This window comes from Streptomyces sp. NPDC052043 (assembly GCF_044548235.1).
Classification (GTDB): domain Bacteria; phylum Actinomycetota; class Actinomycetes; order Streptomycetales; family Streptomycetaceae; genus Streptomyces.
Map to the genome: position 1 here is coordinate 679,994 of NZ_JBIUBT010000003.1, position 13,729 is coordinate 693,722.

Annotated in this window: 12 protein-coding genes; 3 read left to right on the forward strand and 9 right to left on the reverse strand. The window is 73.8% G+C overall.

Annotated features, from left to right (window positions below):
• The first annotated feature begins 173 nt into the window (after window positions 1–173).
• Window positions 174–1,670, forward strand: coding sequence for a hypothetical protein (locus tag ACIHCX_RS11095; RefSeq protein WP_400028622.1), 1,497 nt, complete (start codon window positions 174–176; stop codon window positions 1,668–1,670).
• A gap of 270 nt (window positions 1,671–1,940) precedes the next feature.
• Here the strand turns inward: ACIHCX_RS11095 and ACIHCX_RS11100 are convergent, their stop codons facing one another.
• The 5 genes from ACIHCX_RS11100 to ACIHCX_RS11120 all read right to left on the reverse strand — a co-directional run bounded on the left by ACIHCX_RS11100 (window position 1,941) and on the right by ACIHCX_RS11120 (window position 5,854).
• On the reverse strand, window positions 1,941–2,669 hold the full coding sequence (locus ACIHCX_RS11100) for a phosphatase PAP2 family protein (RefSeq protein ID WP_400028623.1): 729 nt from the start codon (window positions 2,667–2,669) through the stop codon (window positions 1,941–1,943).
• The gene (locus tag ACIHCX_RS11105) at window positions 2,666–3,286 is read right to left on the reverse strand and encodes a phosphatase PAP2 family protein (RefSeq protein ID WP_400028624.1); all 621 of its coding nucleotides are present in this window, start codon (window positions 3,284–3,286) and stop codon (window positions 2,666–2,668) included. The genes ACIHCX_RS11100 and ACIHCX_RS11105 overlap by 4 nt, the downstream gene beginning before the upstream one ends.
• Window positions 3,283–3,951 (reverse strand): DedA family protein, encoded by a 669-nt coding sequence (locus ACIHCX_RS11110; RefSeq protein ID WP_400028625.1) that lies wholly within the window; start codon window positions 3,949–3,951, stop codon window positions 3,283–3,285. Before ACIHCX_RS11110 ends, ACIHCX_RS11105 begins: the two co-directional genes overlap by 4 nt.
• Window positions 3,952–4,103: 152 nt before the next feature.
• Window positions 4,104–5,507 carry a Si-specific NAD(P)(+) transhydrogenase gene (gene sthA / locus ACIHCX_RS11115; protein WP_400028626.1) on the reverse strand — a complete coding sequence of 468 codons (1,404 nt, stop codon included), beginning with the start codon at window positions 5,505–5,507 and terminating at the stop codon, window positions 4,104–4,106.
• A 140-nt stretch (window positions 5,508–5,647) separates the two neighbouring features.
• Window positions 5,648–5,854, reverse strand: coding sequence for a hypothetical protein (locus tag ACIHCX_RS11120; RefSeq protein ID WP_400028627.1), 207 nt, complete (start codon window positions 5,852–5,854; stop codon window positions 5,648–5,650).
• 237 nt (window positions 5,855–6,091) lie between these two features.
• Between ACIHCX_RS11120 and ACIHCX_RS11125 the strand changes: the two genes are divergently transcribed.
• Window positions 6,092–7,936 carry a glycoside hydrolase family 15 protein gene (locus ACIHCX_RS11125; RefSeq protein WP_400028628.1) on the forward strand — a complete coding sequence of 615 codons (1,845 nt, stop codon included), beginning with the start codon at window positions 6,092–6,094 and terminating at the stop codon, window positions 7,934–7,936.
• A gap of 31 nt (window positions 7,937–7,967) precedes the next feature.
• On the opposite strand, the gene ACIHCX_RS11130 is transcribed toward ACIHCX_RS11125, so the two are convergent.
• Window positions 7,968–8,786, reverse strand: a complete 819-nt coding sequence (locus tag ACIHCX_RS11130) for a chitosanase (protein ID WP_400028629.1) — start codon at window positions 8,784–8,786, stop codon at window positions 7,968–7,970.
• 107 nt (window positions 8,787–8,893) lie between these two features.
• Window positions 8,894–11,665, reverse strand: coding sequence for a SpoIIE family protein phosphatase (locus tag ACIHCX_RS11135; protein WP_400028630.1), 2,772 nt, complete (start codon window positions 11,663–11,665; stop codon window positions 8,894–8,896).
• Window positions 11,666–11,890: 225 nt separating this feature from the next.
• On the opposite strand from ACIHCX_RS11135, the gene ACIHCX_RS11140 reads away from it, so the two are divergent.
• Window positions 11,891–12,355 carry an SRPBCC family protein gene (locus ACIHCX_RS11140; RefSeq protein WP_400028631.1) on the forward strand — a complete coding sequence of 155 codons (465 nt, stop codon included), beginning with the start codon at window positions 11,891–11,893 and terminating at the stop codon, window positions 12,353–12,355.
• A 22-nt stretch (window positions 12,356–12,377) separates the two neighbouring features.
• On the opposite strand, the gene ACIHCX_RS11145 is transcribed toward ACIHCX_RS11140, so the two are convergent.
• Both ACIHCX_RS11145 and ACIHCX_RS11150 read right to left on the reverse strand, forming a co-directional pair.
• Window positions 12,378–13,262: a fructosamine kinase family protein gene (locus tag ACIHCX_RS11145; protein ID WP_400028632.1), complete on the reverse strand. Its 885-nt coding sequence runs from the start codon at window positions 13,260–13,262 to the stop codon at window positions 12,378–12,380.
• Window positions 13,259–13,723, reverse strand: a complete 465-nt coding sequence (locus tag ACIHCX_RS11150; RefSeq protein ID WP_400028633.1) for a low molecular weight protein-tyrosine-phosphatase — start codon at window positions 13,721–13,723, stop codon at window positions 13,259–13,261. Before ACIHCX_RS11150 ends, ACIHCX_RS11145 begins: the two co-directional genes overlap by 4 nt.
• Between the last annotated feature and the right edge of the window lie 6 nt (window positions 13,724–13,729).

Here is a 13,729-nt window from a genome sequence, read left to right on the forward strand (position 1 = left end):
GCGCGTAGGGGTTTGGGGCGTCCGGCGGTGTCCCGTCCGGCGTGTGTCCGTGAGAAGGGTAAGTTTGTCCCTGTTTCTCTGACGTCCTGTCCGGTTCCTGGTTACCTGGTTCCCGCGCCGGCGGCGCGGAACGCGGGCGTCCGAAACCCGCGGTGCGGGGGTGAGGGGTGGAGATGACCGAGAGTGCGCACGCCGTACTCGCCGGGGCACGGCGAGCGGGACCGGGGTTCGGCTCCGCCCGCGTCCGACGGGTTCGCGGCGATGCCCTCGTGGCGGCGGTGGCCGCCGCCTTCACCCTCGTCCAACTCCTCCTCGTCCGCCCCGGCATGGGCCTCGGCTGGGACGAGTCCGTCTATGTCAGCCAGGTCAGCGGGCACGCGCCGGCCGCCTACTTCAGCGCCCCGCGCGCCCGAGGCGTCCCGCTGCTCGTCGCGCCGGTCGCCTCCTGGTCGTCGTCCACCGTGCTGCTGCGCGTCTACCTCGCGCTGCTCTCCGGGGCCGCCCTCTACCTGGCCCTGCGCGTGTGGCGGCATGCGTTCCGCCCCGGTGTCCTGGCCCTGGCCGGCGCCCTGTTCGCGTCCCTGTGGGTGACGCTGTTCTACGGTCCGCAGGCCATGCCCAACTACTGGGTCGCCATCGGCGCCCTCGTCTGCGCGGGCTGCTGCCTGCGGGTCCGGGCCGACCGGCGGGACCGCGCCGCACTGTGGGGCCTGGCGGGCGGCGCCGCCCTCATGGCGTTGATGCGCCCCATGGACGCCGTCTGGGTGGCCCTGCCCCTGCTCGCCCTCGTCCTGCTGGAGCGGCACTGGAAGCCGCTCGCCGCGCTGCTCGCCGGACTGGTCGCCGGGGCCGCCGAATGGGTGATCGAGGCGTACGTCGCCTACGGCGGCCTGTTCCAGCGGCTGTCCGACGGCTCCGCCATTCAGGGCGGCCTGGGCTGGCACCTCGCGGTGGCCGACCAACTGCGCAGCCTGGGCGGGCGGGCCCTGTGCCGACCGTGCACCGGCGCGCAGCCGAACCCGGCGGTCACGGCCTGGTGGTACGTCCTGCCGCTGCTCGCGCTCCTGGGCCTCGCCCTCGCCGTGCGCGCCCGGCGCACCCCGCCCACGCTGGTCGCGGTGGCCTGCGCGGCCACGGCCGCCTTCCCGTACCTCTTCATGATCGGATACGCGGCGCCCCGCTTCCTGCTGCCCGCCTACGCCCTGCTCGCGATCCCGGCCGCCGACGCCCTCCTCCACCTCGTCAGGACGCCGAACGGCAGCTGGCGGCCCCTCGCCCTGTCCCTGGCCGCCCTCGGCCTCGCCGGGCACCTGGCCGTGCAGTACGCCGTCCTCACCGAAACCGTCCACCGCACCACTGTCGACCACCGCGCCTGGTCCGGCACCGCCGCCGCGCTGCACCGCCTCGGGGTGCGCCCGCCCTGCCTGCTCACCGGTGAGGAGGCCATCCCGATCGCCTTCTACACGGGCTGCGGCTCCGCCGCGGTCTCGGGCCCCAACGCCAACAGCACTCCGGGGGCCATCGAACGGGCCGCACGGCGCCTGCCGGTCGCCGCCCTCACCACCGCCGACGGCACCCCACCCGCGTACGCCCGCACCTGGCCCTCCCACCGCTTCGGCGACCTGCGCCTCTACGTCTCGCCCCAGGCTCGCAAGGACACCGGCACCTGACACTCCGGCTCCGCCCACCCGTCACCCACGTGCCGGGCCGGCGGACCTGGTGGCACACCGGAGCGGAAGCCGTGCCGACCGTCCCGCCGAGCGCGGCACCGGCCCGCCCGCCGGGGGGGGGGAACCCGCTGGGGCACATCGTCTGGCGCACAGGCCCGTCTGAACCACGCCGCGTGCACCACGGCGCCGGGCAGTCCGAGGCCGGCGCGACGGCGGCCGCTCCCTCGTCGGCGGGCCGCGGCCTGGTGACCCTCGCCGGGGGGTAGGGCGTCACGCAGGGTGTGATCGTCCTCGGCCGCCCGGATCCTGGCCCGCATGCTCCTGCGCCGGTCCCGAGGCTCTCGCCGTCAGGCCGGACAGCAGGCCGGCGGGCAGCCACCAGGTCGCCGCGCACAGGCACACCCCGAGCCAGCCCGCGGCGAACAGCCAGCCGCCGACCACGTCGGTGAACCAGTGCACCCCGAGATACACCCGGGTCAGCCCCACCAGCGCGCCCCAGCAGCCGACGACCAGGCGGACCGCCGTCCGGCCGCGCGGGGCGCGCGCGGTCACCGCCAGGATCACCAGCCCGGCGGTGAGCGCCGAGGTGGTGGTGTGCCCGGACGGGAACGACCAGCCCGAGGCGTGGGCCGCCCAGTCCTGCCGCGGCGGACGCGGCCGGGCGACCAGTTCCATCACGCCGTAGCGCACGGCCTGGCCCGCCACCAGGCAGCCGAGGCCGAGAGCGGCCGCGGCCGCACGCTGCCGGGCCGTGCGGCCGACGGCGAGGCCGGCCAGCGCGACGAGCAGGTACGGGACGGCTCCCGCCCCCGTGGAGGTGAGCGCGCGGGCCGCCGCCACCGCCACCGCCGGGCGGTGTCCGAGGGACCAGGAGAGCAGACTGTCGTCCACGGACAGGGGGGTGCCGTGGCCGCCGACGACCAGGCCGAGCACGATGAACGCGGCCCAGGCGGCGAGCCCGGCGCCGCCCACGAGGCCGGCCGCGCCCCGGGGCCTCATGACACCAGCAACGGCCGCAGCCGTGTCGCGGCGAGGCGACGGGCGAGTGTCTCCGGCCGGCGCAGCAGCGCCCTCATCACGACGTAGGCCACCAGGGCGCCGGACAGCAGCCCCACCGCCACGTCGTGCGGATAGTGGGCGCCGACCCAGACCCGGGAGGCGGCCATCGCGACGGCGGCCAGGCAGGCGAGCGCGCCGAGCCGGCGCGAGACGCCGAGCCGGCGTGCGACGAGGAGTAGCGCCACCGCGGCCGCGGCGGCGATCGCCGCGTGATTGCTCGGGAAGGACCAGTCGGTGCGGGCCGGACAGGCCTCCAGGGTGACCACGTGCAGCGTGCGGCACGGGCGGACCTCGCGCACCAGCAGCTTCAGGAGCGAGTTGACGGCGTAGGCGAGGACCACGACGAACGGCACCGCCAGGGCCGCGACCGCCGTCCCGGCGCCCACCCGGCGCGAGCGCCACCAGACCGCCGTCATCAGCAGGGCGAACACGCCCAGGCCGTAGGCCGACCACACCGTCACCATGTCGTCCCACCACACGGGGGAGCGGCGGGCCAGGTCCACCACGTCCACGTACAGGGACCCGTCGACGGACGAGCCCGACAGGGCGAGGATCATCCGCGCGCCTCCTTGGCCTTCGCCGCCCGGCGCGAGCGCAGGACCTCCGGGACGAGCGGGATCAGCGACACGATCACGACGAGCCCGATCACCGGCAGCAGGTACTTGTCGATGTTCGGCACGGAGGAGCCGAGCGCGTACCCCGCGAGGGTGAGGCCGACGCTCCAGGCGAGACCGCCGACGACCTGCCACAGGGTGAAGGTACGGGTCGGCACGCCCAGGGCGCCCGCCATCGGGTTGAGCACCGTGCGCACCACCGGTACGAAACGGGCCAGTACGATCGCCTTCGCGAACCCGTACCGCTCCAGGAGCTCCTCGGCGCGCTCGGCGCCCTCGCGCAGGCGCGGGGAGCGGCTGCGGGCGAGCAGGGCGCCGCCCGCCTTGCGGCCCAGCAGGAAGCCGCACTGCGAGCCGGCGAGCGCACCGATGACGGCCGCGACCAGCAGCGGGGCCAGCGACAACTTCACCCCCCGGTCGGCCGTGCCGGTGCACAGCAGGCCCGCGGTGAACAGCAGCGAGTCGCCGGGCAGGAAGAAGCCGATCAGGAGCCCCGTCTCGGCGAACATCACCACGCCGACGCCCAGCACGCCGAAGGCGGCCAGCAGCGACTGGGCGTCCAGCACGTTGACAGCGAGCTGCGACGACAGGTGCGGGAGTGCGATCATCGTCGCGAGCCCTTTCCCTCGGGACGGCGGGCGCGCGACGGAGGGCACCGGCCGAGTGACTACAAAACTGTAGACCGTCTACGTCACTGTAGACGATAGCGGCTCCCGAGGGGTTCCCGTGATCGCCCGCACGGGTGAACCGGGCCCGGCCTTCAGCCCCCGATCCAGTCGATCTGCCGCAGCTTGTTCGTCGCGTCCAGGGCGGCCACCTTGTACGACTCCGCGAGCGTCGGGTAGTTGAACACCGAGTCGACCAGGTAGTCCACGGTGCCGCCGCAGCCCATCACGGTCTGCCCGATGTGGATGAGCTCGGTGGCCCCGGTGCCGAAGCAGTGCACCCCGAGCAGTGTGCGGTCCTGAGGCGAGACCAGCAGCTTCAGCATGCCGTGCGAGTCGCCGATGATCTGTCCGCGGGCCAGCTCCCGGTAGCGGGAGACGCCCACCTCGAACGGTACCCCGTCCTCCGTGAGCTGGTCCTCGGTCCGCCCGACGAAGCTGATCTCCGGGATCGTGTAGATGCCGATCGGCTGGAGGCCGTTCATCCGGCCGACCGGCTCCCCGCACGCGTGGTACGCCGCCGCCCGCCCCTGTTCCATCGAGGTCGCCGCGAGCGCGGGGAAGCCGATCACGTCGCCGACCGCGTAGATGTGCGGCACCCGTGTGCGATAGTGCTCGTCGACCGCGATGCGGCCGCGCGCGTCGGCACTCAACCCGGCCTTCTCCAGGTCGAGTCCGTCGGTGAGGCCCTGCCGGCCCGCCGAGTACATCACGGCGTCGGCCGGAATCTTCTTGCCGCTCTCCAGCACGGTGAGCGTGCCGTGCTCGTGGCGCTCCACCGCGGCCACCGTCTCCCCGAAGCGGAAGGTGACGGCGAGGTCCCGCAGGTGGTAGCGGAGCGACTCGACGATCTCGGCGTCGCACATGTCGAGCATGCCCGGACGCCGTTCGACGACGGTCACCCTGCTGCCGAGCGCGGCGAACATGGAGGCGTACTCCATCCCGATGACCCCGGCGCCGACGATGACCATCGACCGCGGCACCCGCTCCAGCGTGAGCACGTTGTCCGAGTCCATGATGGTGCGCCCGTCGAACTCCACGCTGTCCGGACGGGCCGGTCGCGTACCGGTCGCGACGACTATGTGTTCGGCGGTCAACAGCCTTTCCTCGCCGGTCACTTCGCGCAGCGCGACGGTGTGCTCGTCGACGAAGCGGCCGGTCCCGGAGAGCAGGGAGACCTGGTTGCGGGAGAGCTGGCTGCGGATCACGTCGACCTCGCGGCCCACCACGTGCTGGGTGCGCGCGGTCAGGTCGGCGACGGTGATGTCCTCCTTCAGCCGGTAGCTCTGACCGTACAGATCGCGCTGGGTGAGTCCGGTGAGGTAGAGCACCGCCTCGCGCAGGGTCTTGGAGGGAATGGTTCCGGTGTGGATCGAGACCCCGCCGACCATGTCGGGGCTGTCGACGACAGCTACCCGGCGGCCCAGTTTGGCCGCGGCGATGGCGGCCTTCTGGCCGCCCGGTCCGGATCCTATGACGATCATGTCGAAGTCGGGCACGCCCCGGAGTCTCGCAGAGCGAGGGCCCCGAGCGAAAGGGACGAGCGAGAGGGCCCCGAACGAAGGGGACGGGCGAAAGGGACGAGCGAAAGGGACCGGAACGGCAGGACCCGGTCCCTTTCGCTCGGTTCCTGGAGCCCCTAGGGCAGCAGCTTGTCCAGGGCGGCGGGGCCCTCCGTCTCGATCTTGCGCTTGGCCCACTCCAGGTTGCGCGGCGTGATGTCGCGGCCCGCGGCCAGCACCACGTCCTCGGGCGAGACGTCGGTGCCGGTACGGGCGTGGAGCACGTCGTCCGGAGTGCAGCGGTCCCCGGACTCGCGGGATGCATCGGGTTGTGACGTCGACATGTGGCCTCCTCGGGTCCGGCTGGGTCCCCGCCCGGGTCCGGAGTGCGGGCCTCGTGCTGCGGGAGCGGGACCTCCTCCCACGATTGCCCGTCGGACGGCACCCTGCATCCGGAAGGCCGCTCCTAAGCTGGAGGGACGGCAGGAGCCGCGAGCACGGTCCGCGGGAGGAGGCAGCGAGGGGACAGGGGGACAGCGAGGGGACAGCCAGGGGACAGAGAGGGGACAGGAGGCGGCGCGATGGCCGACACCCGAAGCCGAGGCCCCGAGACGGGCGCACCCCGCTACGTTCCGATCGCCGACCACGGCCTGATCGGCGACCTGCGCAGCGTCGCGCTCGTCGGCACCGACGGCACGATCGACTGGTACTGCTGTCCCGCCTTCGACGCCCCGAGCGTCTTCGCCTCGATCCTGGACGCCGAGCGCGGCGGCCGCTTCGAACTCGCGGCGGCCGAGGCGGCGCGCACCAAGCAGTTCTACTTCCCCGACACCAACGTGCTGATCACCCGGTTCTTCACCGAGGACGGCGTCGGCGAGGTGCAGGACTTCATGCCGGTGACCGGCGACCGGCGGGAGAGGGCCGAGAGCGAACGGCACCGCCTCATCCGGCGCGTGCTGTGCGTGCGCGGCACCCTGCCGTTCCGGGCCCGTGTGGCTCCCCGCTTCAACTACGGCGCCGACGCGCACACGGTCCGGATGGAGGGCTGCACGGTCCTGTTCGAGTCCGCGACCCTTTCCCTCGCGCTGACGTCCACCGTGCCCCTGGAGAGCGACGGCACGGACGTGTGGGCGAACTTCAAGCTCGCCGAGGGCGAGTCGGCCGTCTTCGCGCTGGACCAGGTCGGCCACGAGGTGGCCCCGCGGCGGTGCGCCCACGCCGAGGCCGAGGAGCAGTTCTGCGCCACGGTCACCTACTGGCGCCGCTGGCTCGCGCAGTCCCGCTACCGCGGCCGCTGGCGGGAGATGGTCCACCGCTCCGCCCTCACCCTGAAGCTGCTCACCTACGCCCCGACCGGCGCCATCGTCGCGGCGCCCACCACGAGCCTGCCCGAGCGGGTCGGCGGTGAGCGCAACTGGGACTACCGCTATGTCTGGGTGCGCGACGCCGCGTTCGCCGTCTACGCGCTGCTGCGGCTCGGCTTCGCCGGCGAGGCCGAGGCGTTCATGCGCTTTCTGACCCGGCACATCAGCCCAGGCGACGGCAAGGCGACGGGCCCGTTGCAGGTCATGTACGGCATCGACGGCCGTACCGAGCTGCCCGAACGCGAACTCGGTCATCTGGAGGGACACCGGGGATCCGCGCCCGTCCGGGTCGGCAACGCCGCCGCCGACCAGCTCCAGCTCGACATGTACGGCGCCCTGATCGACTCGATCTACCTCTTCGACAAGTGGGCCCAGCCGATCTCCAGCGATCAGTGGGACGACGTGTCCGCGCTGGTGGAATGGGTGTGCCGGCACTGGGACCAGCCCGACGAAGGGGTGTGGGAGACTCGCGGCGGCAAGAAGGACTTCCTGTACTCGCGCCTGATGTGCTGGGTGGCCGTCGAACGTGCCATGCGGCTGGCCAACCGCCGCGGCCTGCCCGCCGACCTGTCCCACTGGAGGCAGAGCCGGGACGCCATCTACCGCCGCATCATGGACCGCGGCTGGTCCGCCGAACGACAGGCCTTCGTCCAGTACGAGGACGGCGACGTACTGGACGCCGCCGTGCTGATGATGCCGCTGGCGAAGTTCATCGCGCCGACCGACCCCAAGTGGCTGTCCACCCTCGACGCGCTGACCGGGGAACTGGTCTCCGACTCGCTCGTCTACCGGTACGACCCGCAGGCCAGCCCCGACGGGCTGCGCGGCGACGAGGGAACGTTCTCCATCTGCTCCTTCTGGTACGTCGAGGCCCTCACCCGGGCCGGCCGCCTCGACGAGGCCCGCCTCGCCTTCGAGAAGATGCTCACCTACGCCAACCACCTGGGCCTGTACGCCGAGGAGATCGGCCCCACCGGCGAGCAGCAGGGCAACTTCCCCCAGGCCTTCACGCACCTGTCCCTGATCAGCGCGGCCTACAACCTCGACCGTGCGCTGGGCTGACACCGAGCGCGGGTCCCGGTCCGCCGCGGTGTCAGCCGATGTGGTAGCCGTCGCCGTACACCTTCCAGTCCAGCGGCGGCTCCAGATCGAGATTGCCCCGGCGCAGGAAGACCCGCTGCCCGGTGTCGACCCTGCTGGTCTCGCGATGCGCCGCCTCCTGCCGCATGGCCCACAGCCGCGCGTCGAGGAACGCGTTCAGGTACTCCATCTCGTCGCCGCCGCGGGCCGGCGGCACGGCCCCGCGCAGGGCCCGTTCGCGGATGCGGCGGAAGCCGTTCGGGCCACCGCCGCCGTGCATGACCATCGCGTCGAAGTACGCGAACTGGCCGAGGGCGCGCAGCCCGTCCGCCTTGCCCCGCGCGACGGCCGGGTCGAAGTAGACGCGGTCGCGCTCGTCGTCCTGGGCCCGCTGGAAGGCGGTGTCCTGCGCCGCCCTGCGCCAGTCCCCGGGGAAACCGGGGTCCAGCCCCCGGTGCCCGTCGGTGCCGACGAGGCGGCGCAGCGCCGGAAGGTATCCCGCCAGTACGTTGTGGGGCCTGCGGTCGGTGTAGAGCCGCACCAGGTTGAGCATGTCGCCGCTGCCGGAGCAGAAACCGACGACGCCGGCCGTGTAGCCGCGTGCGTCGCCGAGGTCCTCGATGTACCCGTACTGGGCCCTCCAGTCGAGCGTGGAGTTCTCCGCGCTCGACACCAGTTTCATGGCGATCTCCTTCTTCGCCGGATCGTCCAGGCCGGGCGCCGCCGCGGTGGTGCGCCGCGCGCCGACGAGGGCGACGGCGGCGAGCGAGGCGCCGATCACGGCGAGGGCGCCGCGGCGGCCCGACCCGGTCGGGCCGGGGATGTCGTGCACCAAAGGAACTCCAAGTGACTCGACTGCTCGACTGCTCGACTGCTCGACTTGAGCGTCTTGAGCGTGGGGGAGTGCGTGTATGCGGGGGAGGGAAAGGGGAAAGCGGCTCAGGGCAGGGTGCGGGGCAGCGGTTGCTCGGCCCATATGACCTTGCCGGTGGGCGTGTAGCGGGTGCCCCACCGCTCGGCGAGCTGCGCGACGAGGAACAGCCCGCGGCCCCCTTCGTCCGTGCTGGCCGCATGACGCAGGTGCGGGGAGGTGCTGCTGCTGTCGAAGACCTCGCAGATCAGGGCGCGGTCACGCAGCACCCGGACGCGGATGGGCTCGGCGCCGTAACGGATCGCGTTGGTGACCAGCTCGCTGAGGATCAGCTCGGTGGCGAACGTCAGCTCCTCCAGCCCCCACTCCGCCAGCCGCCGGCTCACCGACGCGCGCACGTCCCCGACGGCCGCAGCCTCCCCGGGCACGTCCCACTCGGCGACCTGCCCGGGCCCCAGGGCCCGGGTGCGGGCCACGAGCACCGCGATGTCGTCCACCGGCCGGGCGGGCCGGACGTCCAGGACGGCCCGGCAGGTGTCCTCGGGCGACTCGCCGGCGGAGGCGAGAGCGGCGCGCAGGTCCTCCAGACCCGTGTCGATGTCCCGCTCCCGGTCCATCACGAGCCCGTCGGTGTACAGGACCAGCCGGCTGCCCTCCGCCAGCTCCAGCTCCGCCGTCTCGAACGGCAGCCCGCCGAGACCGAGCGGGGGACCGGCGGGTACGTCGGGGAACGTCACGCTTCCGTCGGGTCCGACCACGGCGGGCGGCGGATGGCCGGCGCGGGCGACCGCGCAGCGGCGCGAGACCGGATCGTAGATCGCGTACAGGCAGGTCGCGCCGGTGACGGGCACGCCGGCACTGTCCGCGGCCTCGTCCTGGTCGATGCGCCCGACCAGCTCGTCCAGCAGCCCGAGCAGCTCGTCGGGCGGCAGGTCCAGGGTGGAGAAGTTGCTGACCGCGGTCCGCAGCCGCCCCATCGTGGCCGCGGCGTAAAGCCCGTGACCGACCACGTCCCCGACGACCAGCGCGACCCGCGCCCCGGACAGCGGCAGCACGTCGAACCAGTCCCCGCCCACGCCCGCCTGCGCGGGCAGATAGCGGTGGGCGATGTCCAGCGCGTTCTGCTCGGGCAGGCTGCGCGGCAGCAGGCTGCGCTGGAGGGTGACCGCGAGTCCGTGCTCGCGGGTGTAGCGGCGGGCGTTGTCGATGGAGACGGCGGCCCGGGCCACGAGTTCCTCGGCGAGGGCCAGCTCCTCGGCGTCGAAGGGCTCGTCCTTCTCCGACCGCCAGAAGCCGACCAGGCCAAGGAGCAGGTTGCCCGCCCGCACGGGCACGGTGATCAGGGAGTGGATGCCGAACGCCAGCACCCGCTCGGTGCGCTCGGCGTCCTGGGCCTGCCAGCCCGGGGCCGCCTCCAGCCGGGGCTCCAGGACCGGCTGGCGGGACTTGAGACTGAGGGCCTGCGGGGTGGAGGGGACGAAACGGATCTCCTCGCCCAGCGGGTAGAGCGGCGCGTTCTCGCGGATCCCGGCGAGGGCCGTACGGCGCAGCGCGGCTCCCGGGTCCGGGTCGTCGCCGGCCAGCACGGCGTCGTACAGGTCCACGGTGGCGAAGTCCGCGAACCGGGGAACGGCGAGCTGGACGAGTTCCTCGGCGGTCCGGGCCACGTCCAGGGTCGTGCCGACGCCCACTCCGGCGTCGTAGAGCAGGCTGAGGCGCTCCCGTGCCTTCTCCGCCCGGCCGGACAGGGCGCGCAGCTCCGTGGAGTCGCGCAGCGTGGCCACACTGCCCGCCGGGCCGCCCGCCATGTCCGTGGGGCGCTGGTTGACCGCCAGCAGCCGGTCGCCGACCAGGTGCACCTCGTCGGTGGCGATCCGTCCGGAGGCCAGCAGGTCGGCGGTCTCGGGGGTGAGTCCGAGGTCGAGCACGTGCCGGCGCTCGGCGTCGTCGGGCAGGTCGAGCAGGCGGTGCGCCTCGTCGTTGGCCAGCAGCAGCCTTCCGTCGTCGCCGACGATGATCACGCCTTCCCGGACGGAGTGCAGCACCGCGTCGTGGTGCTCGTACATCCGGGTCATCTCCTGGGGGCCGAGCCCGTGGGTCTGGCGCAGCAGCCGCCGGGTGACCAGCGCCGTCCCCGCCGTGGCCAGGGCCAGGGCGACGGCCGCGGCGCCCAGGACGACCGGCAGCTGCCGGTCCGCCAGGCCGCCGGCGTTCCGGGTGGTGATGCCGGCCGACACCAGGCCCACCACCTTGCCGTCGGGTGCCTGGACCGGCACGACGGCCTGCACCAGCGGCCCGAGGGTGCCGTCGACCTGTTCGACGACCGTGCCGCCGGCCAGCGCGGGCCGGAGGGAGCCGACGAACCTCTTGCCGATGCGGTCCGGCTCGGGGTGGGTGTAGCGGATCCCCTCGGTGTTCATCACGACGAGGAAGTCGACGTGCGACTCCTTGCGGGCCGCCTCGGCGCGCGGTTGCAGCACCGCCGTCGGGTCCGGGGCGGCGAGCGCCTCCCGGACGCCCGGCGCGTTGGCGAACGTCTCGGCGACCGCCAGGGAGCGGTTGCGGGCCTCCTGGTCGCCGTCGTGCCGCACCTGGAGCACCAGCGCCACCACGGCCGCCGCGACCAGCAGCACCACGATGGCGACCTGGAGCAGGAACACCTGCCCGGCGACGCTGCGCCCGCCGAGCGCCGAGCGCAGCCCGCGCGGTCTGCCGGGGCCCGTTCGGCCATGCCCGGCCCGCCCGCGCGCCCGCCGGGCATGGCCGGACGCGAGCTGGGGACGCCGTCCGCTGGGACGGTGGGCCGACCGGGAGCCGGTACGGCCCGGGAGCCGGACCATGAGCCATGTCTACACCGCCGCGCCCCGCGAGGCGAGAGGCAGACACCTGCCCGGTCACACGTGCGGGCACGGGACGACCCCGCGGACGCCTCCACTCGAACGCCCGGCGCTGCCGCTCTGCGGCGCGGCGGTCGCCGCGGAAGCGGCCCCGGCACAGCCCGGTTGCCCGGCGAAGGCCGGTCGAGGGGCGGGTGCCGACGCCGGCCGAGGCTGTATGTTGCCGCCATGTACGCCACGCGGATCTCACGGCGGGTGCAGGCGTCTCCCGCCGCCGTCTACCGGGCCCTCACCGACCCGGACGCGGTGGCGAGATGGCGCGTCCCCGACGGTATGACCGCCCACGTCCACGCGTTCGACGCCCGCGAGGGCGGCGCGTTCCGGGTGTCCCTCTCCTACGACGAGCCGGGGGCCCAGGGCAAGTCGGGTGCCCGCACGGACACCTACCGGGGGCACTTCGCCCGGCTCGTGCCCGATCGCCTCGTGGTCGAGGTGCTCGCGTTCGAGACCGACGAGGACGCCCTGCGGGCCACGATGACGATGACCACGTCACTGGCCGAGGTGGACGGCGGGACGGAGGTCGTGATCGTGCACGAGGGCATCCCCGACGAGGTGCCGCGCGCGGACAACGAGCTGGGGACGCGCATGGCCCTGGACCACCTCGCCCGGCTGGTGGAGGGCGGCCCCCACTAGGGTCACCGGTCGGCTCCTGGGGTCACCGGTCGGCGGTGCGGGCCGCGGCGACCGCCTGTTCGGCGTAACCGCGTCCGAAGAGCACCGTGTGCACCAGCAGCGGGAAGAGCTGGTGCAGCCCGACACGGCCGGCCCAGCCGTCGGCGAGCGGCGCGACCTGCTGGTATCCGTCCAGTACGCGGTCCAGGTGCGGGCAGCCGAACAGCTGGAGCATCGCCAGGTCGGTCTCCCGGTGCCCGCCGTGCGCGGCGGGGTCGATCAGCCAGACCTCGTCGTCCGGGCCCCACAGCACGTTGCCGTTCCACAGGTCGCCGTGGAGCCGCGCGGGCGGTTCGGCGGGGCCGGCCAGCTCGGGCAGCCGTTCGAGTACGCGTTCGATCAGGGCCGCCTCGGCGGGGCGCAGGACGCCGTCGTCGACCGCGCGGCGCAGATAGGGGAGCACCCGGTGCTCGGCGTACCAGCCGGGCCAGTCGGTGCCGGGAACGTTGCGCATCGGCGCGAGCCCGATGTATGCCTCCCGCGGTCCGCTGGGCGGAGCGGCACCGAACGCGGGCGCCGCGGCGGCGTGCAGGGCGGCCAGGTCACGGCCGAACCGCATCGCCGCCCCCGGACCGGGCCTGCCGGGTGGCACCCGGTCGGTCACCAGCCAGCGGCGGTCGTGGCCGTGCACGGCGGGGACCCGCACCGCGCCCGCCTCGGCGAGCCAGCGCAGCCCCGCGGCCTCGGCGCGCACCGCCTCCGGATCCTCACCGCGCTTGACCACGACCACGTCGCCGTCGTCGAGGGTCACCTCGGTGGGGTTCGCCGCCGACGAGCCCCGGCCGCTCGCCGCACGCCCGGTCAGCCGGGCGGCCGCGGCGACGGGATCCTGGCCGGAGCCGGCGCCGCCCGGCGGACGGCCGGTCACGCGGGCAGGCGCTCGCGCACCCAGTCGAGCAGGCCCGGGGTCGCGGCCTCGATCATGGCCAGCACCTCCTCGAACCCCTCCGGGCCTCCGTAGTACGGGTCCGGCACGTCCAGGTCGCCGATCGCCTCCGGGTCGAAGGAGCGCAGCAGCCGCACCCGGGACGGTTCGTCGACGAGCCGGCGCAGGGACTTCTCGTGACCGCGGTCCATGGCCAGGAGCAGGTCGGCGTCCAGGTGTTCGGCGCCGACCTGGGCGGCGACGTGCCGGACCGGGTAGCCGTGCCGGGTCAGCACCTCACCGGCCCGCTCGTCGATGGCCTCCCCGACGTGCCACGGGCCGATGCCGGCGCTGCTGACCCGGACCGTGTCCGTGAGCCCCTCCCGGCGCAACCGCTCGGCGAACACCAGCGCCGCGGACGGCGACCGGCAGATGTTCCCGCTGCAGACGAAACAGATGTGCACGGCCCC

Coding starts and splice junctions, on each gene's coding strand:
- ACIHCX_RS11135 (WP_400028630.1), bottom strand. CDS start 11,665: ATGGTCCGGCTCCCGGGCCGTACCGGCTCCCGGTCGGCCCACCGTCCC.
- ACIHCX_RS11140 (WP_400028631.1), top strand. CDS start 11,891: ATGTACGCCACGCGGATCTCACGGCGGGTGCAGGCGTCTCCCGCCGCC.
- ACIHCX_RS11120 (WP_400028627.1), bottom strand. CDS start 5,854: ATGTCGACGTCACAACCCGATGCATCCCGCGAGTCCGGGGACCGCTGC.
- ACIHCX_RS11105 (WP_400028624.1), bottom strand. CDS start 3,286: ATGATCCTCGCCCTGTCGGGCTCGTCCGTCGACGGGTCCCTGTACGTG.
- ACIHCX_RS11125 (WP_400028628.1), top strand. CDS start 6,092: ATGGCCGACACCCGAAGCCGAGGCCCCGAGACGGGCGCACCCCGCTAC.
- ACIHCX_RS11095 (WP_400028622.1), top strand. CDS start 174: ATGACCGAGAGTGCGCACGCCGTACTCGCCGGGGCACGGCGAGCGGGA.
- ACIHCX_RS11110 (WP_400028625.1), bottom strand. CDS start 3,951: ATGATCGCACTCCCGCACCTGTCGTCGCAGCTCGCTGTCAACGTGCTG.
- ACIHCX_RS11100 (WP_400028623.1), bottom strand. CDS start 2,669: ATGAGGCCCCGGGGCGCGGCCGGCCTCGTGGGCGGCGCCGGGCTCGCC.